This is a genomic window from Mycobacterium aquaticum (assembly GCF_002086485.1).
In the GTDB taxonomy this organism is placed as follows: Bacteria; Actinomycetota; Actinomycetes; order Mycobacteriales; family Mycobacteriaceae; genus Mycobacterium; species Mycobacterium aquaticum.
Genome location: NZ_MVHF01000020.1, coordinates 72,719 through 98,419, shown reverse-complemented (window position 1 = coordinate 98,419; position 25,701 = coordinate 72,719). Strand labels below are relative to the sequence as shown.

Annotated in this window: 24 protein-coding genes and 1 pseudogene; 11 read left to right on the top strand and 14 right to left on the bottom strand. The window is 66.3% G+C overall.

What is annotated here, in order from left to right:
* Window positions 1-81 precede the first annotated feature (81 nt).
* Window positions 82-1,749: an acyl-CoA synthetase gene (locus tag BST13_RS19790; RefSeq protein ID WP_083165713.1), complete on the top strand. Its 1,668-nt coding sequence runs from the start codon at window positions 82-84 to the stop codon at window positions 1,747-1,749.
* Window positions 1,739-3,289, top strand: a complete 1,551-nt coding sequence (locus tag BST13_RS19785) for an AMP-binding protein (RefSeq protein WP_245839746.1) — start codon at window positions 1,739-1,741, stop codon at window positions 3,287-3,289. The genes BST13_RS19790 and BST13_RS19785 overlap by 11 nt, the downstream gene beginning before the upstream one ends.
* Here the strand turns inward: BST13_RS19785 and BST13_RS19780 are convergent.
* Window positions 3,258-4,241 (bottom strand): esterase family protein, encoded by a 984-nt coding sequence (locus tag BST13_RS19780; RefSeq protein WP_083165748.1) that lies wholly within the window; start codon window positions 4,239-4,241, stop codon window positions 3,258-3,260. The two genes, BST13_RS19785 and BST13_RS19780, sit on opposite strands and share 32 nt — an antisense overlap.
* Window positions 4,242-4,456: 215 nt before the next feature.
* Between BST13_RS19780 and BST13_RS19775 the strand changes: the two genes are divergently transcribed.
* From BST13_RS19775 to BST13_RS19760, 4 genes are read left to right on the top strand one after another with little or no spacing between them, the layout of a single operon-like run.
* Entirely contained in the window at window positions 4,457-5,017 is a 561-nt protein-coding gene (locus tag BST13_RS19775; RefSeq protein ID WP_083165712.1) for a hypothetical protein, read from the top strand.
* Complete coding sequence (locus BST13_RS19770) at window positions 5,014-5,418, top strand: YybH family protein (RefSeq protein WP_083165711.1); 405 nt, start codon at window positions 5,014-5,016, stop codon at window positions 5,416-5,418. Before BST13_RS19775 ends, BST13_RS19770 begins: the two co-directional genes overlap by 4 nt.
* Complete coding sequence (locus BST13_RS19765) at window positions 5,415-6,761, top strand: Dyp-type peroxidase (RefSeq protein WP_083165710.1); 1,347 nt, start codon at window positions 5,415-5,417, stop codon at window positions 6,759-6,761. Before BST13_RS19770 ends, BST13_RS19765 begins: the two co-directional genes overlap by 4 nt.
* A complete protein-coding gene (locus BST13_RS19760; protein WP_083165709.1) occupies window positions 6,758-7,762 on the top strand; it encodes a hypothetical protein in 1,005 nt (334 codons plus the stop codon). Before BST13_RS19765 ends, BST13_RS19760 begins: the two co-directional genes overlap by 4 nt.
* Before the next feature lie 6 nt (window positions 7,763-7,768).
* Here the strand turns inward: BST13_RS19760 and BST13_RS19755 are convergent, their stop codons facing one another.
* Window positions 7,769-8,833: a DUF7159 family protein gene (locus BST13_RS19755; protein WP_245839748.1), complete on the bottom strand. Its 1,065-nt coding sequence runs from the start codon at window positions 8,831-8,833 to the stop codon at window positions 7,769-7,771.
* A 349-nt stretch (window positions 8,834-9,182) separates the two neighbouring features.
* Between BST13_RS19755 and BST13_RS40425 the strand changes: the two are divergent.
* Window positions 9,183-9,404, top strand: a pseudogene (locus BST13_RS40425) (hypothetical protein); the annotation flags it as partial.
* 147 nt (window positions 9,405-9,551) lie between these two features.
* Entirely contained in the window at window positions 9,552-10,172 is a 621-nt protein-coding gene (locus tag BST13_RS19750; protein WP_083165708.1) for a hypothetical protein, read from the top strand.
* 105 nt (window positions 10,173-10,277) lie between these two features.
* Here BST13_RS19750 and BST13_RS19745 read toward each other — a convergent pair whose 3' ends face one another.
* On the bottom strand, window positions 10,278-10,652 hold the full coding sequence (locus BST13_RS19745) for a heme-binding protein (RefSeq protein ID WP_245839745.1): 375 nt from the start codon (window positions 10,650-10,652) through the stop codon (window positions 10,278-10,280).
* 317 nt (window positions 10,653-10,969) lie between these two features.
* On the opposite strand from BST13_RS19745, the gene BST13_RS19740 reads away from it, so the two are divergent.
* Both BST13_RS19740 and aceA read left to right on the top strand, forming a co-directional pair.
* Complete coding sequence (locus tag BST13_RS19740; protein ID WP_245839744.1) at window positions 10,970-11,533, top strand: hypothetical protein; 564 nt, start codon at window positions 10,970-10,972, stop codon at window positions 11,531-11,533.
* Window positions 11,534-11,673: 140 nt separating this feature from the next.
* The gene (aceA, locus tag BST13_RS19735; protein WP_083165744.1) at window positions 11,674-13,962 is read left to right on the top strand and encodes an isocitrate lyase ICL2; all 2,289 of its coding nucleotides are present in this window, start codon (window positions 11,674-11,676) and stop codon (window positions 13,960-13,962) included.
* A 7-nt stretch (window positions 13,963-13,969) separates the two neighbouring features.
* On the opposite strand, the gene BST13_RS19730 is transcribed toward aceA, so the two are convergent.
* Window positions 13,970-14,707 carry a potassium channel family protein gene (locus tag BST13_RS19730; RefSeq protein WP_083165707.1) on the bottom strand — a complete coding sequence of 246 codons (738 nt, stop codon included), beginning with the start codon at window positions 14,705-14,707 and terminating at the stop codon, window positions 13,970-13,972.
* Between the two features lie 99 nt (window positions 14,708-14,806).
* Here BST13_RS19730 and BST13_RS19725 point away from each other — a divergent pair, with 99 nt between their 5' ends.
* Complete coding sequence (locus BST13_RS19725; RefSeq protein WP_083165706.1) at window positions 14,807-15,088, top strand: hypothetical protein; 282 nt, start codon at window positions 14,807-14,809, stop codon at window positions 15,086-15,088.
* A gap of 6 nt (window positions 15,089-15,094) precedes the next feature.
* On the opposite strand, the gene BST13_RS19720 is transcribed toward BST13_RS19725, so the two are convergent.
* The 10 genes from BST13_RS19720 to BST13_RS19675 all read right to left on the bottom strand — a co-directional run bounded on the left by BST13_RS19720 (window position 15,095) and on the right by BST13_RS19675 (window position 25,696).
* Window positions 15,095-16,402: an acyltransferase family protein gene (locus BST13_RS19720; protein ID WP_083165705.1), complete on the bottom strand. Its 1,308-nt coding sequence runs from the start codon at window positions 16,400-16,402 to the stop codon at window positions 15,095-15,097.
* 48 nt (window positions 16,403-16,450) lie between these two features.
* Entirely contained in the window at window positions 16,451-16,945 is a 495-nt protein-coding gene (locus BST13_RS19715; protein WP_083165704.1) for a CAP domain-containing protein, read from the bottom strand.
* On the bottom strand, window positions 16,915-17,397 hold the full coding sequence (locus tag BST13_RS19710) for a hypothetical protein (RefSeq protein ID WP_095533623.1): 483 nt from the start codon (window positions 17,395-17,397) through the stop codon (window positions 16,915-16,917). The genes BST13_RS19715 and BST13_RS19710 overlap by 31 nt, the downstream gene beginning before the upstream one ends.
* A gap of 80 nt (window positions 17,398-17,477) precedes the next feature.
* Window positions 17,478-18,086: a hypothetical protein gene (locus BST13_RS19705; protein ID WP_083165743.1), complete on the bottom strand. Its 609-nt coding sequence runs from the start codon at window positions 18,084-18,086 to the stop codon at window positions 17,478-17,480.
* Complete coding sequence (locus BST13_RS19700; RefSeq protein ID WP_083165702.1) at window positions 18,053-19,546, bottom strand: MCE family protein; 1,494 nt, start codon at window positions 19,544-19,546, stop codon at window positions 18,053-18,055. The genes BST13_RS19705 and BST13_RS19700 overlap by 34 nt, the downstream gene beginning before the upstream one ends.
* Before the next feature lies 1 nt (window position 19,547).
* On the bottom strand, window positions 19,548-20,669 hold the full coding sequence (locus BST13_RS19695; RefSeq protein ID WP_083165701.1) for an MCE family protein: 1,122 nt from the start codon (window positions 20,667-20,669) through the stop codon (window positions 19,548-19,550).
* Complete coding sequence (locus tag BST13_RS19690; protein ID WP_083165700.1) at window positions 20,666-21,976, bottom strand: MCE family protein; 1,311 nt, start codon at window positions 21,974-21,976, stop codon at window positions 20,666-20,668. Before BST13_RS19690 ends, BST13_RS19695 begins: the two co-directional genes overlap by 4 nt.
* A complete protein-coding gene (locus BST13_RS19685) occupies window positions 21,973-23,283 on the bottom strand; it encodes an MCE family protein (protein WP_083165699.1) in 1,311 nt (436 codons plus the stop codon). The genes BST13_RS19690 and BST13_RS19685 overlap by 4 nt, the downstream gene beginning before the upstream one ends.
* A complete protein-coding gene (locus BST13_RS19680; protein WP_083165698.1) occupies window positions 23,280-24,308 on the bottom strand; it encodes an MCE family protein in 1,029 nt (342 codons plus the stop codon). The genes BST13_RS19685 and BST13_RS19680 overlap by 4 nt, the downstream gene beginning before the upstream one ends.
* Window positions 24,305-25,696, bottom strand: a complete 1,392-nt coding sequence (locus BST13_RS19675; protein ID WP_083165697.1) for an MCE family protein — start codon at window positions 25,694-25,696, stop codon at window positions 24,305-24,307. The genes BST13_RS19680 and BST13_RS19675 overlap by 4 nt, the downstream gene beginning before the upstream one ends.
* Window positions 25,697-25,701 lie beyond the last annotated feature (5 nt).

Sequence of the window (25,701 nt, the reverse complement as noted above, 5' to 3'; positions counted from 1 at the left end):
GTGACCCGGACCACTCGGCCATACACTGATGTGATCGATGTATGGTCGTGAGGCCTTCCAGTTCGCGCACACAGGAGTGCCATGAGCGGTGACGTGTTGTTCAATCTGTCGACGGTCTTTTCGTCGGTAGCCCGGGCCATCCCCGACCAGACCTTCCTGGTGTGGCGGGACCGCCGGTTGACCTACGCCGAGTTCGATGCGCGCGTCGACGGCTTCGCGCACCACCTGGTCACGGCCGGCCTGGGCGTGCACACCGAACGCGAGGCCCTGGCGGGTCACGAGTCGGGCCAGGATCACCTCGGGATCTATCTGCGCAACGGCAACGAGTATCTCGAGTCGATGATCGGCGGCTACCGGGCCCGGGTGGCCCCGTTCAACGTCAGCTACCGCTACGTCGAGGAAGAGCTGCTCTACCTGCTCACCGACTCGAACGCCGCGGCGCTCATCTACAACGCCGAGTTCGCGCCGCGCGTCGCGGCGATCCGCGACCGGCTGCCGAACCTGCGGGTACTCATCCAGGTGGCCGACGACTCCGGCAACGCGCTGCTGCCGGGCGCTGTCGATTACGAGACGGCACTGACCACACCGCCGCCTGCTGCCGGGATGCCCGAGCCCTCGGGCGAGGACCTGTACATCCTCTATACCGGCGGTACCACGGGCATGCCCAAGGGCGTGCTGTGGCGTCAGCACGACATCTTCCTGTCGTCCATGGGTGGCCGGCCGTTCGGCAGCGACACCTGTATCGCCTCGTACGAGGAGCTCGCGGAGCGCGCCCGGACCGCGGCCGGCGGGATGTCGCTGCTGATGATTCCGCCGTTCATGCACGGTGCCGCGCAATGGGCGGCGTACAACACCGTCACGATGGGCGGACGGCTCGTGATCCCCGACGACGTCGTGCGACTGCGTCCGGATGCCGTGCTGCGGCTTGCGGAACGCGAACGGGTGCTGGGCATTCCGGTGGTCGGCGACGCCATCGCGCGGCCGTTGGTGGACGAGATCGAGAGCGGCGACTACGACCTCACCGGCCTGATGACGATCACCAACGGCGGCGCGCCGCTGTCACCGACGGTCCGGGAGCGCATCCTGACCGCACTGCCGCACCTCATGCTTCTCGATGCGGTGGGTGCGTCCGAGTCCGGCGCGCAGATGAGCACCTATGCGACCGCGGGCGCCGATACCGAGGTGGCGACGTTCAATCCGCAGTCCGACACCGCGGTGATCGCCGAGGATTTGTCCCGGGTGCTCGGCCCCGGCGAGGGCGGCGGCTGGCTGGCCCGGCGCGACCTGATCCCGCTGGGCTATCTGGGCGATGCCCAGAAGACGGCGCGCACCTTCCCGACTGTCGCAGGCGTGCGCTGGTCGGTACCCGGCGACCGGGCAAACGTCTTGGCCGACGGACGGATTCAGCTGCTGGGCCGCGACTCGGTCACCATCAATTCGGGCGGGGAGAAGATCTTCGCCGAAGAGGTCGAACGGGCCGTTGCGGCGCACCCCGCCGTCTACGACGTGGTGGTGGTCGGCCGTCCATCCGAACGCTGGGGCAACGAGGTGGTGGCCGTCGTGCAGTTCGCCGAGGGCGCCACGGCCACCGACGCCGAACTGGCCGCCGTCTGTGAGCGGTCGATCGCGCGGTACAAGATCCCCAAAGCGTTCGTCCGGTCACCGCAGATAGTCCGCTCCCCCGCCGGCAAGGCCGACTACCGCTGGGCCAAAACCGTTGCTACACAGAACAATTCGGTTGACGCCTGAACCATCTCTGCGAACTACGGTACTGCACGAGCTGATCTCGCAGGCGACCGCACCAGAGGAGCCCGCGCTGATCGGCGATGACGGAACGACCATCACGTTCGCCGAACTGGAACGTCAAACCCGTTGTGTCGCAGCCTGGATCACCCACCGGACCATCCCCGGCGACCGCATTGCCGTCGTCGCCGACAACAGCACGGGTTATGCCGCACTGTATTACGGGGTGCCGCGCAGCGGGCGGGTGCTCACGTTGATCAACCAGCGACTCGCTCCCGCAGAGCAGGCTGCTCAACTCGCCGCCACGCGGCCGACCGTGCTGTTCGGCGACGCGCGTTATCTGTCCGCGCTACCCGCCGCGAGCGCCCAGCACGTCGTCGCCTTCGACTCGGCCGACTGGCAGACCGCCCTCAGCGGTGACCCGCACTTCATCGACGTGGCCCAGCCTGAAGACCCGGCCTGGTTGCTGTTCACCAGCGGTTCCACCGGCGTGCCGAAAGGCGTTGTCCACAGCCACCGTTCCCTGCTCGCGGCGGTGCGCGGCACGGTCGAGGGCCGCTCGGTTGAACCCGGCGGGGTCTATCTGCTGCCCTTCCCCATGTGCCACATCGCGGGCTACAACTTGCTCGTGAACCATTCGACCGGGTCGACGGTGGTGCTCACCGCCCAGTTCCGCCCGGAGACGTTCGCCGACATGGTCACCAGGCACCAGGTGCGGTCGTGTTCGCTCGCCCCGACCATGCTGCATGCGCTGCTGGGTTACCTTGAGCGCTCGGGGCGGTCGCTTCCGACACTGCGCTCGGTGGCCTACGGCTCGGCCGCCATGCCGCTGGATCTGCTGCGCCGTGCCATCGACACCATGGGCGTGGACTTTCATCAGGGCTATGGCATGACCGAAACCGGCGGCAACGTCACGTTTCTCGGGCCCGCCGAGCACCGCGCCGGTGCTGCGGGTGACGCCGACCTCCTGGCCAGTGCCGGCTACCCGCACCGCGAGGTCGAGGTGGCCATCGTCGATCCTGCGGGACATCGGCTGCCGCCGACCGGGGTCGGCGAGATCGTGATCCGCGGCGCTCAGGTCGCGCCCGGGTACTGGCCGGACGGTATCGGCGTCTCCGGCGGCTGGCTGGCCACGGGCGACGTCGGACGGATGGATCGTGACGGCCGGCTGTACGTGGTCGACCGGCTCAAGGACATCATCGTCACCGGCGGGGAGAACGTGTCCTCACGCGAGGTGGAGGACGTGCTCTCGCTGCACCCCGACGTCGACATGGTGGCCGTGGTCGGGGTGCCCGACGACTATTGGGGCGAGGCCGTCTGTGCGGTCGTGGTCCCCGTGGCCGGTAGACAGCCGACCGAGGCCGACCTCGTCGCTCACGTCCGTTCGGCCATCGCGGGTTTCAAGCGGCCTCGTGCGGTGCTCTTGGTCGAGGAGCTGCCGCTGACCGGCAATGGCAAGGTCGCCAAGGCCCAGGTACGCGCCTACGCGCGGTCGGCGTTGGGACGCGACAACATCAACGCAGAGACGCCGCCCCCAACGTGTTGAGCAGATCGGGTTTCATCCGCTGCAATTCCTGGCCCCAGTAACCCCAGCTGTGGATGCCGTCGGGAAAATTGAACACACCATTGTGCCCGCCGGCGGCGATGTAGGCGTCGGTGAACGCGTGGTTGGAGTCGATCGCGAAACCCTCGAGAAAACCCAGCCCTCCGATGGGCGCGTCCGGGCTGGCCAGCGACGGGTCGCGCGCGGTGCCGTTGCCGCAGTAGATCCAGATGCGGGTGTTGTTCGCGACGAGTCGTCCGACGTTGACCGTGGGGTCGTTACGGGCCCAGGCAGGATCACCGGGCGGCCCCCACATGGCATCCGGATTGAATCCACCGTTCCACATCATGGCGATACGCACCTTGGCCGGCCAGTCGGCCGCCGACAGGTTCAAAAAGCCCGACAGCGAACCGGCGTAGACGAATTGCTGCGGGTGATAGGCAGCCAGCACCAGGGCCGACGAGCCGCCCATCGACAGACCGACCACGGCGTTGCCCGACGATGCGACATTGCGGTTGGCACTCAGCCAGGCCGGCAGCTCCTGGGTGAGGAACGTCTCCCACTTGTAGGTGTAGGTGCCGCTGTTACCCACCGCCGGGGCATACCAGTCGCTGTAGAAACTCGACTTGCCGCCGACGGGCATGACCACCGATATCCCCGTGCCCTGGTACCAGTCGAACGCCGCGGTGTTGATGTCCCAGCCGTTGCGGTCATCACCGGCCTCCATGCTGTCCAGGAGGTACAGCGCGTGAGAGCCCGGTCCACCGTCGAGAAACTGAACACGGACGTCGCGGGCCATCGCCGCGGACGGCACCACCAGGATTTCACTCGGGGCGTTCGAATATGCCTGTGCCAGTGGCGAATTGACAGTGCCAGCGAGGCCCGGCGCGGCGAACGAAAGCAGGGCCGCCAGAATCACGATCGTCCGTCGCCGTAAGGCTGCAACGATGGTCATCAGCGCCTCATCCCGCCGCGCGCGTGCGCTCACATGGACGACGCGGCCAACCCCTCGAACGGCCCCGACACTGCCTGACAATACGCGATGTCCAACTGTTTTTGATGCGTTTTGCGCAATGCTGCGCACGTTAATTTGACGATCGCGATAATCGATGGCGCGGCCACTGTTGGGCGTAATCGTTCCGGCACCATCGCGACAGCAGGAGATCGAATATGACCGGTAAAGAACAAGACTGGCGCAAGCCGGCCGCCATGGCCATTCCCAAAGAGGGGTACTTCGAGCTCGAACGCGGCCGCTACGGGCCGCTCTACCCGAAAACACCTGCCTGCTACGGGTTTTCCATCATCGCCAAGGTCAAGGAGGGACGCGAGGAGGCCGTCCGCGCCTACGGTAAACAGATCGAGGAAGCCGTTGCAGGCAGCCCGGATGTCCTGGCCCCGTTGCGGCTGCACTATTTGCGATGGCAATTATTCGATGTGGGCTCGGGATTGCATTTTCAGTACCAGGGCATCTTCGACACCGACTTCGACAAATACACCGAGGATGCCGTCGCCCTGTTCAGTGCCACCGGTATCACGACGGTATTCACCAACCTGGAGGGTTTCCCCGAGGACTGGAAGGAAAACCCTGCGGCATTCGTGAAATTCGTTCGCGAGCATCAGGTCCCGAGCTTCCTGGAGTACGGCGAGTACCCGTACGTCACCGCCGACGAGATCAAGAAGGCACTGCGGCTCAAGGCGGCCTTCTCCGACATGCTCGACCAGATGCAATGAGCGATACGCCACTTGGCGCCGTCCAGGCGTATCTGGACGCGTTCAATGCTGGCGATCCCGCCGCGATGTCGGCGGAATTCGCACCCGACGGTTCGATCCTCGACGGTATGGCGCCCCATCTGTGGCTGGGCCCGACGGCGGCGGCGGACTGGTACCGAGATGTACTGACCGAAGGCGCGCATGTGGGCGCGTCGGGGTACCACGTCACCATTGGCGAGCCCACGCACAACACCACCACCGGCGACAGCGCGTATGTGGTGGTGCCCGCCGGCATGACGTTCGACCTCAACGGCACCCGGGTAACCCAGACGGGCTCGACGTTCACCGTGGCTCTGCGCCGGCTGCCCGGGGGTTGGCGCGTCGCGGCCTGGGCCTGGTCCAAGGGAGCACAACAGCAGTGACAGACGCCGCAACCGAGGCTCTCGAGCTCGACGATATTCAGCACATCCTGCTAACCCGCACCCCTGCGATCACCGGCCGCTACGAGTTCCTGACCTTCGACACTCCGGAGGGCGGGCGGGCTTGGCTGTCGGAGCTGCTGGACAAGGTTCAGTCGGCAGCGGACGTGGCGGCCACCATGGACTCCTCGGACCGCTGGGTCACCCTGGCATTCACCTGGACCGGCCTGCGGGCGCTCGGTGTGCCCGAGGACGCGCTGGCCAGCTTCCCCGATGCGTTCCGCGAGGGGATGGCCGCCCGCGCCGACATTCTGGGCGATACCGGTGCCAACGCGCCCGAACACTGGGTCGGCGGCCTGGCCGGTGCGGATCTGCATGCCATCGCGATCCTGTTCTCCCGCACCGACGAACAGTGCAAGAAATCGATCGCCGAACACGACAAGCTGCTCGCCCGCACCGACGGCGTGCGCAGCCTGTCGTATCTCGACCTCAACGCCACACCCCCGTTCAACTACGCGCACGACCATTTCGGGTTCCGTGACCGGCTCTCCCAACCGGTCATGAAGGGCTCCGGCGAAGAACCGACCCCGGGATCCGGGGACCCGTTGGAACCCGGGGAATTCATCCTGGGCTACCCCGACGAAGACGGACCGGGACCGGCGCTACCCCGACCGGAGCTGTTGTCCCGCAACGGCAGTTACCTGGCCTACCGGCGCCTGCAAGAACACGTCGGAAGATTTCGCGACTATCTGCGGGACCACGCCGACACCGCCGACGAGCAGGAGCTGCTGGCGGCGAAGTTCATGGGCCGCTGGCGCAGCGGCGCCCCACTGGTGCTCGCCCCCACCCACGATGATCCCGAATTGGGCGCAGACCCCATGCGCAACAACGACTTCAACTACAAGGAGATGGACCCGTTCGGGTACGCCTGCCCACTGGGCTCACACGCCCGCAGGCTCAATCCGCGCGACACCGCGCACAACATGAACCGGCGCCGGATGATCCGCCGCGGCGCGACCTATGGGCCCGCACTCCCCGACGGCGCACCCGACGACGGTGTCGACCGCGGCATCGCGGCGTTCATCATCTGCGCAAACCTGGTGCGCCAGTTCGAGTTCGCCCAGAACGTCTGGATCAACGACAAGACGTTCCACGAACTCGGCAATGAGCACGACCCCATCATCGGCACCCAGGACAACACCCTCGACTTCACCGTGCCCAAACGCCCGATCCGCAAGGTACACAAGGGACTTCCCGCATTCACCACCCTCACCGGCGGCGCGTACTTCTTCCTGCCCGGTATCTCAGCCCTGCACTACCTCGCTTCACTCCAGGAGTCGTCATGACCGCCGCGCGCACCTACAACCAGCTGCATCTACCCCGCAACCACAACGGACACAGGCGGATCAGCATCTACTGGACGTGGAGCTATCCGTGGGAAGCCCAACGGGATCCGGCCGAGATGTACAACCGGTTCTCCACCATGACCGAGGTACGCAACGTGCTGTGGCCGGCCTACGAGACGCAGGAGTATGACGCCGCGCAGTTCCTCCAGGGCATCGCGGGCACGCTGGAACTGTTCCACCGATCCACGCTGGCGTTCCAGGAGCTGGCCGGATCGGTCACCGGGCACCCGGTGGCGGTGTTCCAGCGCATCGACCAAGCCGGGTACAAACTGCCCATCGACGAAGGCATCCTGGACGACTGCGACACCTTGATGGTGTTCGGCCTGGATCACCTGCTCTCGGAGCAGGAAGCCGCTCCCGAGGAGATCGAGGCGATCCAGAATTGGCTACGCCGCGAAGGCACCTGCCTGCTGCTCGCACCGCACCACGATGTGGGGTTCACCGGCGACTTCGATCAACGCCAGATGGAATACCTGCACCATGGCGATCCCCTGGTCCCCCGCCAACAACGCTTCGGTCAGTACACCCGGTCGCTGATGACGGCCTTGGGTGTACCCGTGCACAACACCTGGGGTCTGCGGCCGGCCGTCGTGCCGGGTACCACCGAGATCGCCCCGCTGTCCGGCAACTACGACCTGGATTCACCCGGCCTGCTGGCCAATGTCACCACGTTCAACTTTCACCCGCATCTGCCGCATTACGAACTCACGGCGCCGGAAGGCGATGCCCTGCGGGTACTGGGACGTCAGCGCGTCGACCCGAACCGTCCGCATCCCTTCACCGCGGCAGGCAACACCGAGTTCAACGCGCTGATCTGGATGCCACCGGCCGCCGACCGCGCGGGCGACATCGTGCTGGTCGATTCCACCAACTTCACCACGCTGTTCGGTGGCACCGACAGCCTCAAGAACTTCTGGAACAACCTCGCGACGATGCGCTAGTGGCCGTTACGGCAGGCTGGCGAAGATGTCGAACGGATTCACCGGAGCGGTCGGTGGCTGCTGCGCAGGCGCCGGAGCCGGTGCCTGCACGGTGGGTACCTGACTTGCCGCCGCAGGCGAAGCCTGGGTGACAGTCGGGGTCGGTGTAGCCGGGGCGGCCGTGCTTGTGGGTGCGGCCTGCGCGGGAGCCACAGGAGCCACGGCCTCGGCCGGGCCAGGGGCGATCGGCCCCGGCAGGTTCTGGGGCAGGTGCGCGGCAGGTGCGGTTTCGACGGCGAGCGGGGCGGCGGGCGCCGCTGAGGTCGGAGTGGCCGGGGTCGACGGTGCGGCAACGGCGGCCACGGCCGGGTGAGCCGCCGGAGTCACCGGTTTGGCCGCCTCTTCGACTGGCGGTGTCCAGGTGGTGACCGGCGCTTCAGCCTCCGGGCGGCCCGCTCGAGCAGCGACCTTCCTGGCGGGCTGAACGTCCTGGGCTTGAACGGCGATCGTGGGCGGCGTCAGCCGCGGAGCCGCGGCGGTGACGATTTCCGGGGACCCGGCGGCGGTCAGGGCGGCCGCGTCGACGGCGGGCTGGGTATCGCCCACCATGAACAGTGCGCCCGCGGCCACCACGCCGATCACCACGGCGGCTGCGCTGGCTCCGCCGACCCACACCCACTTCGCGGTGCGGCGCCGTCCCGGCGCCTCCTCCGGCGTCGTCACGTGTGCGGCCACGGCGCCGGTCACGACAGCGCGCGCGGCGCCGTGAGCACCGGACAGGTCGTCGTCGGTGATGAGGCCCGCGGGGACGATGCGGACATCGTCGAACCCTGCGGATGTCAGCGCCGCGATCAGCTTGTCGGTCTCGGTGGCGGTGTCGTCGTCGCAGGTCAGGCCGACCGAGCGCACGTCGTGGCCGCTGGATGCCGCGATCGCCTGCGCGCCGCGCGCGGCAGCGATAGCTCGTTCGGCCGGCTCGTCGCCGTCGTCGACGGCGAACGCGTCGTCATCGAGGACGGCGTCGTCGGTCACGTGGTCACCGGCGAGCAGGGCCCAGCTGACGTCCGTGGACGTCAGTGCCAGTCCGAGCACCGTCTTCAACCGCTGACTCCAATTCTTTCGTTGCCCCGACGCTCTGCCGCCGCGCAGGAGCATATTTTGCTTCGCTGCGGACGGCATCTCGTCGAAAACGCCGAAATTGCCGATACGTGGCTTCTATCGGTGCCACCGAATCAGGTGTTACCTGCGCTGTTGACGATTCTTCGCGAGGGCGTCCCGGGGCAGATGTTCACCCGCCGATCACAGAGAATTCACTCCAGCGGCACGATCCGGCTGTTCCGAGCGCGGCACTGCTGACCGCCGTCCGTTCGGCCCCGGCGGTGCCGGGTCGCACCGTCCGTGCCTGCTCGGTCCTGGCGCGTCGGGCCGTGATGGCCAGGCGCGGGCCTTCCCGCCGCCGGTCGGCGAATTCGGCGATGCCGGCCGGCTCGCCGAGTGGATCTGCTTCACGCTGTCGGGCTCTGCCGATTTCCTTTGTGGCAGTGTGGTTTTCGTCGGCGGCAGCTCGGACGCCTGCTTCCGCCCCAGACTACCCGGCACCGTCGTCCATCGACCTCATCGGCTCGACGGACGTGCTGACACATTCCTTACCCGGGCTAGGTAATTCTTCAGGCGCACAGCGGTTTTCATCAACAGCGAAGCAAAATCGGACTGGCTCCCGCCGCCCATTGCCATGCCTTACCGGTGGTAGGACGATGGACTGGTCCGGCGGCGCCGTCGAGACGCTGCCCCACATCGACGGAGGCAGATAATGTACGCACGAAGCAGCACAATTCAGGCACAACCCTCAAACCTTGACCTCGGCATTGCCCACGTACGCGACAGCGTGATGCCCGCACTCAACCGCATCGACGGCTGCATCGGCTTGTCCTTGTTGGTCGACCGGAAATCCTGCCGCTGCATCGCCACCAGCTCCTGGGAATCCGAGGAAGCGATGCACGCGAGCGCGGAGACCGTCCGGCCGATTCGTGACCGAGCTGCAGAACTCTTCGGTGGCAGCTCGCATGTCGCGGAATGGGAGATCGCCGCCATGCACCGCGAGCATCGCGCAAATCAGGCCGCCTGTGCCCGGGTCACCTGGGTCAAGTCCAGCCCGGCCCAGTTCGACCGAGGCATCGATTTCTACAAGATGACCATTCTGCCCGCCCTCGAGGAACTGGAGGGATTCTGCAGTGCCAGCCTGCTCGTCGACCGAGCGTCCGGTCGTGGCGTGGCCGCCGCGACTTTCGACGACGCCGAAGCGCTCGAGCAGAACAAGCCGGCGCTGTCCCGGATCAGAGCCATGGGCAGTGAGCAAGCAAACGCAGAGATTCTCGACCAGCGCGACTTCGAATTGACGCTCGCCCACCTACGGGTGCCCGAGCTGGTCTGATCGCGGCGCGGGCGCAGCGGGGCCGGCGAACTGCTAGCTGGTCACCGGAGAAGCTGTGCGCTCAGAAACGGGTCGGTGAGATACCGACCCGGCGGCCACGCTTGCTCAGCTTGCCATCGCGTCGAAGAGCCGCGCGATGTCTGCGGGCGCAACCTGCACGTTGCACTGTTGGCGCAATGCGCGCAACGGCTGCGCGATGCGTTGCAGGTCGGCCCATTCCTGCGGATGGGCGACGAAGTACGTCCGAATCGCGCCCTCGGGGTCTGGTGAACCACCGGCGTTGGTGACCGCGTCGTTTGCGCCTGGATGGCTGGCCAGGTAGTCGCCCGTCTGCGCGCCCACTGAGCCGATGGCGCTGGACAGCCCCGCCGCGGTGCATCCCGGCTGGGCGGCAGCTGTCGGCAACGCAATCGTGGTGGCCACGAGTGTTCCGACGGCTCCCCCGATACATGCGCCGACGAGTCCACGACGAATGCCCATGGTTGGAATATGCATTTCCTCACCCCTTTTGATCGCGACCCCCGACGCAGGGATACAAATTTACCCAGGGACCTGGGTAAATTTCGGCGTGTTGCCGCATTGCCGAGGTCGGGCTGACGGCCGTACGCAGTCGATCCTGCGATTCACCTCCGTCGGCAACGCCGATCGGCCACGCTGGTATCAGGTCACCAAAGGGGCTCTGGATGATGTACGGATCCATTCCTGGCTGGTTGCGAGTCTGTGCTGTGTTGTCATTCGTCGCAGTTGTTGAGCTGCAGACGGCAGGGTATGCCAGCGCAGGCCCGGAGGTAACGGACGTGATAACCGTCGCGGCCGTCACCGCCAACGGTGAACCGGCCAACGGCTATTGGGTGGCCGACCGGACCACCACATCGGTCAGCGTCAGCGGATGCTCCGGCCCATCGCCTGCCGCGGTGGGTAACAACATCTACTCGTGCGATCCGAGCGAAGCCGGCGCCAACATATGCTGGCCGGCCCCCGCGTCACTGTTGTGCGCGCGCGATCCGTGGAGCAGAGCACTTCGTCGGTTCGCCTCCCCTGGCACACTCCCAGCCGTGAACCCCCCGGAAACACCGATGCCGTTCGCGCTGGTTCTGGATGACGGCACCCGCTGCGTGCTACGCGCAGGCGACGACTGGGGCGGCCGCGCTGACGGCCTGGTTCCGACATATGGCTGCGGCATGGCGAATTGGTCGTATGCGGTTCTGGCATCGCCCGACCAGGACCCCGCGGCCGCGGTTGACCGCTCGCAACCGCTGTGGACCGTGCAGACCGGCGACGTCGGCCCGCCCACCGCCGGGTTCTTTCCCCCGCGGCCACGCAAGGTGACCACCGCATGGTTCGCGGGCAACACCGGCTGAGCCTCGTTCAGATCGGCCCCGGGTGTTGACGCCGTCAACAGATACGTTCTGCGGTAAGCACTTCGGCGAACCCGTTCCGCAGCCGCTCCTCGCCCGCGATGATGGATACCAGACCCGAGTTCGACGAGGAGCGGAGATTCATGTCCACGATCGAAACCAACGCGCCGGCCAGCACGCCGTTCGACAAGGATGTGGCCGCGACGCAAGAGTATTTCGACAGTCCGCGCTTCGAGGGCATCATCCGGCTGTACTCGGCCCGCCAGGTGGCCGAACAGCGCGGCACGATCCCGTCCGACTATCCGGTGGCGCGCGAGGCCGCGGCGGCGTTCTATCCGCATCTGCGGGAGTTGTTCGCCCAGAAGAAGAGCATCACCACATTCGGCCCGTACTCTCCGGGCCAGGCGGTGGTGATGAAGCGGATGGGTATCGGCGGCATCTATCTGGGTGGCTGGGCCACGTCGGCCAAAGGGTCCATCAGCGAGGATCCCGGGCCCGATCTGGCGAGCTACCCCCTGAGCCAGGTGCCCGACGAGGCAGCCGGGCTGGTGCGCGCGCTGCTGACGGCCGACCGCAATCAGCAGTATCTGCGGTTGAAGATGACGCCCGAGCAGCGTGCGGCCACCCCGGCGGTCGACTACCGGCCGTTCATCATCGCCGACGCCGACACCGGCCACGGCGGTGATCCCCACGTACGCAACCTGATCCGGCGTTTCGTGGAGGCCGGCGTGCCGGGCTACCACATCGAGGACCAGCGGCCCGGCACCAAGAAGTGCGGTCATCAGGGCGGCAAGGTGCTGGTCCCGTCCGACGAGCAGATCAAGCGGCTCAACACCGCCCGCTTCCAGCTGGACATCATGCGGGTCCCCGGCATCATCGTGGCGCGGACCGACGCCGAGGCGGCCAACCTGATCGAGGGTCGGGCCGATGAACGCGACCAACCGTTCCTGTTGGGCGCCACCAACCTGAAGATCCCGTCGTACAAGTCCTGTTTCCTGGCGATGATGCGACGCTTCTACACTCTCGGCGTCACCGATATCAAAGGCCATCTGCTCTACGCCCTTCCCGAAGGTGAGTACGCCACCGCGGAGGCCTGGCTGGAACATCAGGGCATCATGGGCCTGATCGCCGAGGCGGCCGCATCGTGGAAACAGGACCCCGACCAGTCCCTCGACACGCTGTTCGACGGTGTGGAATCTCGGTTCGTGGAGGCGTGGCAGGACGACGCCGGGTTGCAGACTTACGGGGACGCGGTCGCCGAACTGCTCGAGTTCCGTGCGCGTGAGGGCGAGCAGACCGCGATGACGACTGCGGAATGGCGCAAATTCGCCAAGACTGCGTCGCTGTACGCCGCGCGGGAGAAGGCCAAGGAGCTCGGCGCCGATGTGGGGTGGGATCCCGAGCGGGTCAAGACCTCCGAGGGGTACTACCAGATCCGTGGCGGCATCCCGTATGCGATCGCCAAGTCACTGGCGGCCGCGCCGTTCGCCGACATCCTGTGGATGGAGACCAAGACGGCCGATCTCGACGACGCCCGGGAGTTCGCCACCGCCATCCACGCGGTGTACCCCGACAAGATGCTGGCCTACAACCTGTCCCCGTCGTTCAACTGGGACACCACGGGCATGACCGACGACGAGATGCGCCGCTTCCCTGAGGAACTCGGCAAGATGGGGTTCGTCTTCAATTTCATGACCTACGGCGGACATCAGATCGACGGCGTGGCCGCCGAGGAGTTCGCCACCGCGCTGCGGCAGGACGGCATGCTGGCGCTGGCCCGGTTGCAGCGCAAGATGCGCCTCGTCGAATCTCCTTACCGCACACCGCAAACCCTCGTCGGTGGCCCGCGCAGCGATGCCGCGCTGGCGGCTTCGTCCGGACGTACGGCCACCACGAAGGCCATGGGTAAGGGGTCCACCCAGCATCAGCATCTGGTGCAGACCGAGGTGCCGAAGAAGCTTCTCGAAGAGTGGCTGAAGCTGTGGAGCGAGCACTACCAGCTCGGCGAGACGCTCAGCGTTCAGTTGCGGCCACGGCGCGCGGGCTCCGATGTCCTGGAGCTCGGCATCTACGGCGAAAGCGATCACAAGCTCGCCGATGTCGTCGTCGACCCGATCAAGGACCGGCACGGCCGCAACATCCTCACGGTGCGCGATCAGAACACCTACGCCGAGAAGTTGCGGAAGAAGCGGCTGATGGATCTCATCCACCTGTGGCTGATCCACCGGTTCAAGCCCGAGATCGTCTACTACGTGACGCCCACCGAGGACAACATCTATCAGACCGAGAAGATGAAGGCGCACGGCATTTTCAGCGATGTGTACCAGGAGGTCGGCGAGATCATCGTCGCCGATGTCAACAAGCCCCGCATCGAGGAACTGCTGGCTCCCGACCGCGAGGCGCTGGGTCGGCTGATCCGCAAGGAGGATTAGGACGGCGTCAGGTCGCGGAGGTCCGTGCGGTGAGCTGCCCCAGTTCGGCACGCAGCGCACGGATTTCCGACCGCAGGTCCTCGATGTGCTCGACGGTGGCGGCCTGCGCGGTGGTGTCCTCCTCGGCGACCCTTTGCACGATCCAGGACGCGATCGTGGCGGTGATCGACCCGACGAGGCTGATGCCGCCGATCATCAACAGCGCGGCGATGATCCGGCCGGTGGTCGTGACGGGGTATTCGTCGCCGTAGCCGACGGTGGTGATGGTCGTGATCGACCACCACAGCGCCTGGCCGAACGTGGTGATGCCGGCGCTGGGGTCGTCGCGTTCGGCCTGTAGGACCGCCAGGGATGCGACGTACACCAGCAGCGCCGCGCCGACGAACGTGTAGACCACCACCCGGCCACGGATGGCGTTGCCTACGGCCTTCTGCAGCACCGTGATCAGAATCACCAAACGCACCAGGCGCAATGGCCTGATGAGTGGTAGCGCCACGATGGCGAGGTCGAGCAGGTGCCGATAGAACCACCGCCAGCGGTCGGGGGCCAACCACAGGCGCACGGCGTAGTCGAGTGCGAACGCGCCCCAGCACAGCGCCGTCAATACGCGTACCACCTGCGCGGTGAGCCCGTGTGGCTGTTCGAGGACGTCGACCGAGTACCCGATCAGGAAGACGACGGCGACCACGGCGAGCGGCCATTCGACACGGTGTTCCCAGCGGTCCAGCGGTGCTTGTGCAGTCACGACAAAAGTGTGCGGTACGCCGTGGGACCCGTTCCTGAGGGGCGGTTGGATTGTTGTGGTCGTGTGGCAGGAATCTAAGCGAACGGTTACGTTACCGCGATGACTGCACAGCTCTCCGTGGCCGCGGCCAGGGCAGCAGATGCGTCCCAGGCGGCGTACTTCCGCAGCGTGCTCGCCGACGAACGTGTCCAGCTGGCAAGTGAACTCGCCCGCAGCCGGGCCCACCTGCGGGCGTGTTCGGAAGGCGGGCGGGTCGTCGGCCTGCGTGCGATGGCGCGGGCCCGCGCGGAGGCCCGTGAGCTCGAAGCCAGGAGCCGGGAGGTCCAACGGCTCCTCGCACAGCTCGACGAGCGGTTCCCCAGGCGGTGGTTCGCCGACTGATGTCGATCAGTCGGAGGCAGGCCCTGCGCATGCGCGTGCGCCCAGCACCGCAATCAGGAAGCCGCCCAACGCCGTCCAGCCGACGACACCGCTGAGTCCGCTCTTGGCCATCAGCACCAGAGCGGCACCGGCCAGGCAGACCAGCACACCGGTGCCCACCGCCCGGGTCCCGGTGGGCCGTACGCGTCCGTCCCACCACGGCAACGCCCGGTGTTCCAGCGGCGACAGCAGCCGGAAGGCCACCGCCATCACGACGGCGAAGACCACGGCGCGCAACGCGAGCATCCCCCAGAAACCCGGCGCGTGGGGGTCGAAGGCATCAAGACCGAACGCGTGCAAGGTGAATGTGGCGATCGCGATCGCCGGAATGTGCCACAGGTAGAGCGTCATCGCTCCCCCGTTGCCGACCGCTACCACCTTCCACACCCGCGGTCGAGCGGCCCACCGCCGCACGGCCCCGGCGGCCGCCACGAACAGGCACGACATCCAGGTGCAGTGCAGTGCGAGCAGCAACGTCGGAGGCGACACGTTCGACACCCGCTCGGTGCCGGTGACCACCAGTGACACGTCGTACGGGCCGTAGGCCGCGAGGAGGACCTGCGCGACGAACGCGGTGACCGCCGCAAGGACGGCTGCGCGCACACTGATCAGCCGATGTGCGTAGGCCACACCGATGACCACGGGGATCAGCCAGACGAAGAGCAGGTTCGCGGTGCCCGCCGCGGCGTCGTCGACCGCGAATCGCACGGCGTCCATCAGCGCCGCGGCCACGATGAGCGACAGCACCACGGCCGCGGCGGCCGTACCGCTGGGCAGTCGCGTCAACGCGGGAACGAAAGCCAGCGCCACCAGGTAGACGCCGAGGAACCACAGCAGCGCAACGCATTCCCGCCCGAGCGCTGCCGCGGATTCGGCTCCCATCGTCAACTGCACCGCGATCAGGGCCACGGTCCACACCGCGAGGTACCAGAAGGCCGGCCGGCACAGACGCTGAGCGCGGGTCAGCAACCATGCGCCCCACGACGCGGTCGTACCGCCGGGGTGCCAGCTGTAGGCGCCTGCGGCCCCGCCGGCCAGGAAGAACAGCGGCATGACCTGCAGGATCCAGGTGATCGGGGCGAGCCCGGGGATGGCGCCGAGAATGTTGCCGATCTCCACACCGCCGGCATCGATCGTCGCCAGCAGCAGCGCGCAGTGCCCGAACATGACGACGACGAGTGCGGCCAACCGGGCCACGTCGACGGCGCGGTCACGCTCGGGCTTCGTCACATCGGTCACGGCGCCGGCAGACGACATCACATGAGAATCGGGCATGCCCACAGTCTGCCGCTCCGAGGGGGTGGCGCCGCAGAGTACTTGTACCTATGTTTGCGCGGGTTTGCCGTACACCGCGACCACGACGCTGCGGTCGAGGCTGTTGGCCGACCACACCCCCATCAGGGTGTTGGCGCAGTCCGACATGATCGCGAACGCGGCCGGGTCGTAGTACCACTGGTTGAGGATGTCGATGCCGTTGATCGCGACGGCCGGGTTGATCGCAACGGTTTCGGCGACCGTCCCGCGGAATCCGGCGGCAACGGCACGGCTCTGCGGTGTCGAACCGTCAGATCCGATGTCACCGTTGATGTCCCGGTTTTCGAGCACGTCGTCGGTGTGCCATTCGGCAGCCCGCTGCAGCAACGGATCGATCTTGATGTTGCCGGTGCACCCGGCGTGATGCTGGATGGTGTACACGTTGGCCACCACGCTGTCGTTGAGCCTCTTGTTGTCGGCATGCGCGGTTGCCGGCCGTGCCGCGGTGCCTGCCAGCACCGCGAGCACGACGGCTACACCGGTTCGAACTGCGAGACGAGCCATCGGCCGTCGACCTTGTCGAGGGTCACCCGCACGCTGGAAGTGGTTTTGGTGGGCGGCCCATTTCCGATCGTCGTGGTCTGGTCGACGAGTACCAGCGTCACGGCATGCTCCGGCCCTGCAGATACCGACGCGGCGGCAGGCACCGTGGCTGTCGCGGCGATGTGCTGCTGTTTGGCACCGGGTATGACGACGTCGTTGATCAACTGCGTGTACTGGTCACGGAAGTCACCGGTGAGCCTGCCCGCCGCGGCGGGCAGATCACGGTCGACCGTTTCTGGTCGGTACGACAGGATCGCAACGGTGCTGTCGCTCGCGGCGTGCACCGACTCACCGGCGGCTGCCGCGGTGAGATCCGCGGTGCTGTCCTGCCATTTGAACATCCCCGCAGCCGCGGTGAGCGCCAGTGCGGCGACGGGCAGCACTCCGAAGGTCAGCAGGCGATTCCAGTTCACCCCCGGTGGTTCGGTCGGCTGCTCTCCGAGATTCTCGGTGAGCTCATCGGTCTCGGGAGCGTCATCGACAAGGCTGCCGCTCATGGCACGAACTCGACGTTCGACACCTTGACGTCGTCGCCGACCTTTTCGACGCTGATCCGCATTCGCCATCGGCGTGGGTCCTGTTCGGGCGCAGCGGCAATCGACGTTTTCACCGAGACCGCGACCAATACCCGGGCCTGGCCGCCGGATTCGGATTCCAGTCCGGCGTCGGCGACGGTCCCGCGCGACGTCGACTGGGTCCGTTTGACGACTTCGACGAATGGGGCCGAACGCTGCTCGAAATCGTCGCGGAACGTTCCGGTGGCGGAATCGAGGATGCGCTGGATGTCTGTGTCGGCCTCGGTGAAGCTGATCGAGGTGAGATCGACCGCCGCCTGGCGGGCCGTCTGGACGAACTGGTTGCGCTGATGCTGCGCCACCGAGTTCTGGTGGCTGTGATAGGCCAGCCAACCGGCGAGGCCACCGAGGACGGCGACCAGTGCCACCGCCGCAACAACCGGAGTGCGTAGCCACGGCAGTCGTCGTCCGGACGGCTGCGCGGCGGACTCATCTTCCGGCGCAGACTCTTCCGGATGTTCGGCCTCATCGGCATCATCCGGTCGTTTATCGGCTACCGATTCGGTGGCATCAGCATGCTCTGCCATGTTTTGCCTTTCGTGGTGTCGGCCAGGTCGGCGTCGGTGTAGGGCCTGCCGTCGGGTCCCAGATAGGTTCCGGTGGCCGGGTCGTAGGGGACGAATGCGACGGGCGGGGCCGGCGCAGGCGCGGCGCCGGGTGGTGGTGCCGTGCCGGAGCCCTGCGGCGGCGGCAGGCGCGGATCGGTGCCCGGCGCGTACTGCGGCACGCCTTGGCCGGTGATCGTCGCGTTCGGGTCGCCCTTCCAGTTGTAGCCGTCGTTGAGCGGCACATAGTCTTCATCGCTTTCGCACAGTTCGACCGTCGGCGCCCGCTTCCACGGTTTGCCCTCGCACGGGATGTTGCGTACCCCACGGACATTGAGGTCAGAGTCCTGCGGAACCCGGCAGTACAGCTCGCCCGCGGGCCGCTCGGGATAATCCTGGTCGGACGGTGATCGTTGCTGGCGCACCGGCAGGAAGCCGGTATTGCACGGTGGCGGCAAGTTCAGATTGAGATTGAAGTCGAGGTAGATCCCTCGGTATGCCTGCTTGGTGTCGGCGTTGGCCAGTGCGATTGCCGACATCACTGCTGTGCCCTGTGGATACAGCACGAGCAGCTGTTCGAGGTCATTGCGGTAGGTCACGGCGATGTCGCCGAGGCTCACCAGATTGGCCAGCAGCACCGGCAGGGTGGGCTGGATGCGGTCGAACAGCGCCTTGCCCTCACCCAGCGCAGCGCCTCCGACGTCGAGCAGATCCGCGAATGCAGTGTCCTGCGCTTTGAGACCGCCGGTGATCGCCGCCATGCGCTGCGCCCAGGTCTGGATCGAATCCGCGGTCTGAGCCTGGGAATTCAGCACGGGCGGGGCCTGGTCGATCAGCTGACTCAACTGGTCCACCGAGGTGCCGCCCTGGATCGCCAGCGCGGTGGATCCGTCGACGATCCGGGACAGTTCGGGTCCCAGCCCGCCGACGGCCTTGGCCGACTCGTCGATCACCGTGCGCAGATCGTCATGCGGAATCGCTTGCAGGGCTTTGTTGGTAGCGTCGAGCAGGTTTCCGATATCGGCCGGGATGTGAGTGCGTGAGGCGGGTATGGTGTCGCCGTCGCGCAGCACCGCGCCGGACCCGTGCGCGGATTGCGGTGTCAATTCCAGGAACTGCTCGCCGACGGCCGAGCGGCTGTGCACCGCCGCGATGACGTCCGACGGCACCGGGGTCGCCGAGTCGAGGTTGAGGACGGCGTCGACGCCGCCATGGGTGACAGTGATCGAGTCGACTCGGCCGATCTCGGTTCCGCGGTAGGTCACCACCGAGGTCGGGTAGAGTCCGCCGGACGCCGGCAACTGCACCGTGATCGTGTAACGGCCGAAGCCCAGTAGCGCAGGCACTTTCACGAATCCGAACGCCATGACGGCCACTGCGACCAGCGTGATGACGGTCAGAATCGCCAGCTGGGTCCATACGGCTCTCGACAGGCGGATCATCTCAGTACGACCCCCAGTGATAGGGGGCGATCAGTGGATTGCCCGCGGTGTAGGGGCTCGGCATCTGGCCGATCGTGCGCCCCCACTGCATCTCGAGTTCGGTGAGATTGCCCTCCCACCGGGTGCCGGTGAACAAGCTGCTGTCGATTCGGCTCAAGGTGAGATCGACCACCAGTGTGATGTTGGCGAAGTCGCCCCGAAACCAGTTGGCCAGCGTGCTTTTCACCCACGGATAGGTCGACAGGAAGTCCAGGCCCTTGGTGAGCGCAGGACCGGCGTTGGCCAGCTCGCGGAGCACCGGTGCGATGTTGCGCAGGTTGTCGACGAGAGCTTCCTTGGTCTGATTGACCGTCGAGGTCGCGATGGCACTGAACTTGCCGAGCGCATCCACGGCATCGGCGATCGTGCCACGTTGTTCGGACAGCACCGCCAGCGCCTGCGGGATGGTCGTGAGCGCTTTGTCGACGGTCGCGTTCTTCGCCGACACCTGTCCCACCAGCGAGTTGAGACTTTCGGTGGCCGTGATGATGTCGTCGGTCTGGGCGTTGAGCGAGGCGACGAACGTGTCGAGTTGATGCAGCAGGCTGCGCAGGTCGTTCTCGCGGCCGGCCAGTGCCTTGGCGAAGGTCTGGTTGATCTCCTGAAGCTGGCCGAGCCCACCGCCGTTGAGCAGTACCGAAACCGACGCCAGCGTCTGCTCGGTCGTCGGATAGGTGGCTGCCGCCGAGAGCGGGATCACCGACCCGTCCTTGAGCTCACCGCGCGGTGGTTCATCGGTCGGCGGCGCGAGTTCGATGTGCATCGATCCGAGCAGGCTGGTCTGCCCCACCTTGGCGGTGCTGTTGGCCGGCAGATGGACATCGCCGTTGATCCGCATGGTCACCAGGGCATGCCAGTCCTGAACCTCGATCTTGGTGACGTTGCCGACGTTGACATCGGCGACGCGGACCCGGGTGTTCTGTTGGATGACAACGACATCCGGCAGTTGCGCCTGGATAGTGTACGAGCCGTCACCGCCGCCTTCGGTTCCCGGGAGTTGCAGCGAGTTGAGGCCACGCCATTCGCATCCGGGGATCAACGACAGGCACGCGACCATCAGTGCGGCGATCCACAGGCGCGTCATCGGGTGCCGCCCGGGACCATGAGGCCCGACAAGCCCAGGCTGGGGTCTGTCGAGGTGGTGGGCGCCTCGGCCGGCAACGGGGCGGCCGGGGTGGGCTGGGCCTGCGCCGGCGGCAGATGCGGGTTGAGCCGATCCTCGCTGTAGGTGATCTCGTTGGGCCGGGCCGATGCGCCCACGAAAGGGTTGGCGCCCAGCGGCGGAAAGTTGTACTGCCGGTTCTTGATGATCGGCGCGAGGTATTGCACGCACAGCCGTGACGACTGCTCCCAGTTTTCCCGCGACGCAGCTTGTATTGCACTGCAGATGAATTGGACAGTGTTGGCGAAATTGACCGGGGCCAGGATGCCGGTCACGGCGCTCTGCGCCGGTTGATAGATGTTCATGAAATTCTGGAACACCGTGGGAGCGATGTGCAGTACCTGCTTGACATCACCGCGGCTGTCGTTGAGTGCCGTGGTGATCGCGTTGAGATGATCGAACGTGGTCCCGAGTCCCTCGCGGTTCTCGGCAACGAAGCCACGTAGGTCGTTCACCGCACCGTCGAGTGCCTGCGTCGCGTCGGCCACTTCATCGGGCGTGTTGGACAGCACGGTGGTGATGTCGGCCAGGTTGGTGTTGAACGCCGCGAGCAGTTCGCTGCTCGACGACAGCGCCGACACCAGCAGTTGCAGGTTGCGCACCGTGCTGAAGATGTCGGTGCTGTGGTCGCCGAGTGCCGAAAGCGCCTGAGACAGTTTGATGATCGTGTCGCGTGCGGTGTCTCCCTGGCCGCGCAGGTTGGCCGCGGCACTGTTGACGAACTCGCCGACGGCACTCGGGCCACCCGGCGTGGTGGGCTGCAGAGAGTCGGTGAGTTTCTCCAGCTGTTGCCGCAGATCGTCCCACTCGACAGGCACCGCGGTGCGGTCCCGTGGAATCGCTGCCCCGTCGGCCAGTTTCGGCCCGCTGGTGTATGCGGGCACCAGCTGGATCGCGCGGGCGCTCACCAGTGACGGCGACAGGATGGCCGCCTGGACGTCGGCCGGGACCGGGTACTGCCTGTCCACCGAGAAGGTGACCTTGGCCGCGCTGGGCTGCGGTTCGATGGCGTCGACGGTTCCGACCGCCACGCCGAGGATGCGCACCTCGTCACCGGTGTACAGACCGTTGGTGTTGGGAAAATAGGCGACGTAGGTGTTCTTGCGGGCGTGATCCCACCACGGGGTGGCCACCACTGTGATGGCGACGACGAGTACCACCGCCAGCACAGTCGCGGTCCCGATGCGTAAGTGATTGGCCGACAGGCGTTTCCGTGAGGTCATGATCATCGACCGCCTTCGGCAGGTGGCGGTGGGGGCACGCTGGGCGGCGGCAGCTCACCGGGGGCAGGCGCCAACGCCGGCGGTCCCGGTGGCGGGCCTCCTGGCGCAGGCGCGGGCAGCGGTGGCCGGTAGGGGTATCGCGGATCGCCCGGGTTACCGGTGATCGCGTCGGGCAGGTTCAAGTTCGGCTCACCGCCCTGGCCGGTCCGCGGGTACGGCATCGGCAGCGGCGGGGTGCCTGGTTGCCCGACGCCCGGGTCGACCAGTTCGGACGGCGGAAGGACGTTGGGGTCAAGGCCGAGGTCGGAGAACGCCGCGTCGATGAACGGCTGGGCGAACTGGCCCGGCAGCAGATTCACCAGCGAGGCCTTGAAGAACGGCCCGGATCCCAGCACCTCTCCGAATGACATCGCATAGCGGCGCAGGAGATACAGGGTCCGCTGCAGTTCGCCCTTGCGCTTGTCCAGGATGTCGAGAACACCGTTGAGTTTGTCGACGGCGGGTTTGAGCTGGGTGCGATTGTCGTTCACCAGACCGGTGATCTGATGTGAGACCGCGGTCAGGTTGGTCATCAGTGTGTCGATCGCAGCGCGTTGGGACAACAGTTCGGCCAGTAGCGCATTGGTGTTGACCACCAGATTGGCGATCTGGTCGCTGCGTTTGGCGAGCACGCCGGTTACCCTGTTGGCGTTGGCCAGCAGATTGCGCAGTTGCGCGTCGCGGGTGTTGAGGGTGTCGGAGAACTGCGCGACGCCCTGTAGTGCGAGCTTCAGATCGGGCGGGGTGTCGCGGAAGGTGTCGGCCAGCGTGGTCAGCGCCGAGGACAGCTGCGTGGTGTCCAGCCCGCTGATCGCGGTGGTGAGATCGCCCAGCGCCGAGGGCAGGTCGTACGGGGAGGTGGTCCGTTCGGTCGGGATGGGACCGGACAGGTTGCCGTCGCCTCGCGGGGTGAGCTCGAGCACCTTGGTTCCCAGCACGGTTTCGGTCTTGATGGCCGCCTCGGTCCGGTCTCCCAGTTCGACCCCGTCGTCCACGGTGAAATCCACCAACACCTTCGCGCCGTCGAGCCCCACCTTCGACACCCGTCCGACGCTCAGGCCAGACACCCGTACGTCACTGCCGGGCTTGATGCCGCCAGCCTCGGTGAAGTACGCCGAATAGTCGGACGTGCCCTTTATCAACGGGATCTTGTCGTACGAGAACGCCGCGATCACAACGGCTGTGAGCAACAGGACCGCGACGGCGCCGACCGCGGGCCTGCTGCGTTGTGCCAATGGCTTGATCGTGGGCCACCGCAATGAGAATCGCGTCATTTCGGTGTGCACCGTCCCGAATCCTGGCCGGCGAGTTTGACATACACCGGTTGGCCGCCCTTACCGTTGACCTTGAGGATAGCGTCGCACAGGTAGAAGCCGAAGTAGTCTCCGTAGAGACCGTTGCGTGCGAGTACCTGGTAGGCGTCCGGCAGGGTCCTGATCAGCTCGTCGACGTAATCGTGGTCGGCCATGACCTGCCCGGCGAATCGATCGGTCTGCGCCACAGTATCTTTGATCGGCGAGCGGGCCGTGGTCAGCAGGTCGGCCACCGACGCGGTCGCGGCGTTGATGTAGGCGGTGCCGGTTGCGATGTCGGATTTGCGTTCGGCCAATCCCGCGACGAGCTGCGACAGCTTGTCCAGGCCCGTGGCGAACTGATCGTCCCGAGAGGCAAAGGTGCCCAACACGGTATTGAGATTCGTGATCACCTGCCCGATGAGTTGGTCGCGGCCGGCCAGTGTGGTCGTCAGCGCCGAGGTTTGGGCGAGCACCGAGGAGATCGTGCCGCCCTGTCCCTGGAAAACCTTCAGCAGTTCACCCGACAGCGCATTGACCTGATCGGGATCCAGGGCCCGGAACAGTGGACGGAAGCCACCGATCAAAGCGTCGACGTCCAGCGCAGGTGCGGTGCGCTCGACCGGGATCGTCTGGCCCGGTTGAAGCTTGCGCACGGCGCCGGGGCCTTCGTCCAGCGAGAGATACCGGTCGCCGATCAGGTTCTCGTACCGCACCGCGGCTCTGGTGCCCTCGGTCAGGACGAGGTTCTTGTCGATCGCGAAATCGACGGTGACGGTTCCGTCCTTGTGCAGCGTGAGGTCTTTGACCTTGCCGACCTCGACGCCGGCGATCCGGACGAAGTTTCCGCCCTTGAGGCCCGAGACATTGGTGAACACCGCGCTGTACGAGGCGCGAGAGTCGAACCGGAACTGGCCGAAGACCGTCACCAGGATGAACGTGAAGATCAGGCACATGGCGGTGAACAACGCCACGCGCGTGGCGGCGCGGATCGTTCTGCCCCTCATGGCTGTCCCTCGGTCGGCGCGGGCGGCGGGTCGGTGACGGGTGCCGGGTTTCCGGGTGGTGGCGGGTAGAGCGGGGCACCGTCCGGGCCGTATTCGGGTGCGCCGTAGGGCGGTGCACCCGGGTATGGCGGCAGCGGGCCGGGGGCCGGTCCACCCGGATAGCGGATGCTGGGCGGTTCCGGTACCCCGCGGGTGACCGGGAAGTAGTTGGCCCATCCCGGAAATCCGATGCCCGGGTTGGGCCGCAGATCCATGCCGGTGCCGAATCCGGTGTCGGTCACCAAGTACTTCACCGGGAAGTTCTTACTGACGTCCGGCAGTGAACCACAGCTGGGTCTACCGCCGGGGCCGCCTTTCGCATTGACGATCGGCAGATTGTCGGGGTAGCGATACGGGTCGTCACCGGCGAGCAAAGCGGCATCCATGATCACCGATTTACCGTTGCCGCCCAGGGCATCTCGGCCGCCGTGGTCGAGGAACCACTCGGCGCCCTGGAACAGGCAGGTGTAGGTCGGCGAGTACTTCATGAACAGTGCCGTGGTCGGATCCAGCAGGTTCATCGCGCGCACCAGGTTCGGCTGGTTGGCGCCGACGGTGTCGATACCCGAGCGCGAGAAACCAACTGCGCTGAGCAACACATCGTCGAGCGCTTTGGCGTGCGAGGTGATGGTCGCGCTGGTGGTGCTGAATGAGTCGAGGATCGACAGGATGTCCTGCGCTGCAGCCGAATATGCCTGCGCCGTCTTGCCGAACAACTGCCAGTCCTGGCGTACTGTGTCCATCCTTGGATTCACGGCCAACAGCACGTTGTTGGCGTCGGTGATGGCTTGGCCGATGACTTCGCCCTTGCCACGCAGGGATTCGGCCACGGCGGACAGCACGGCGTTCAGCTTGGCCGGGTCGATCGATGCGACCACGGCCTGCAGGTTCTGGAACACCGTGTTGACCTCGACGGTGACGTTGCGTGAGTGCAGCACCGCGCCTGGGTGCAGCGGCCCGGGACTGACGCTGCCGTCGGGAACGACGAGATCGACGTACTTGGCCCCGAACGCGGTGCTGGACTTGATCTCTGCTTCGACGTTGCCGGGCAGATATCCGAAGGCCCCTGGGTCGATCTTGAGCTGCAAGGTGGATCTTCCGGTACCGCTAGCCCCGGAATCCGCACCCACAGAAGTGACTTCACCGATCTGCACTCCGCGCAGCTTCACCTTGGCGCCGTCCTCCATGACCAGTCCGGCCCGGTCGGATATCAGGGTCAGCGGAACCGAACGCGTCAGCGTTCCCGAGAAGAGCAGGGCGGTCAGGACGGTGAGGGCAACGATCACCAGGATCAGGACCGGAGCCCACCAGATGGGGTCGATCTTTCCGCGCCGCACGAAGTTGCTCATATCGC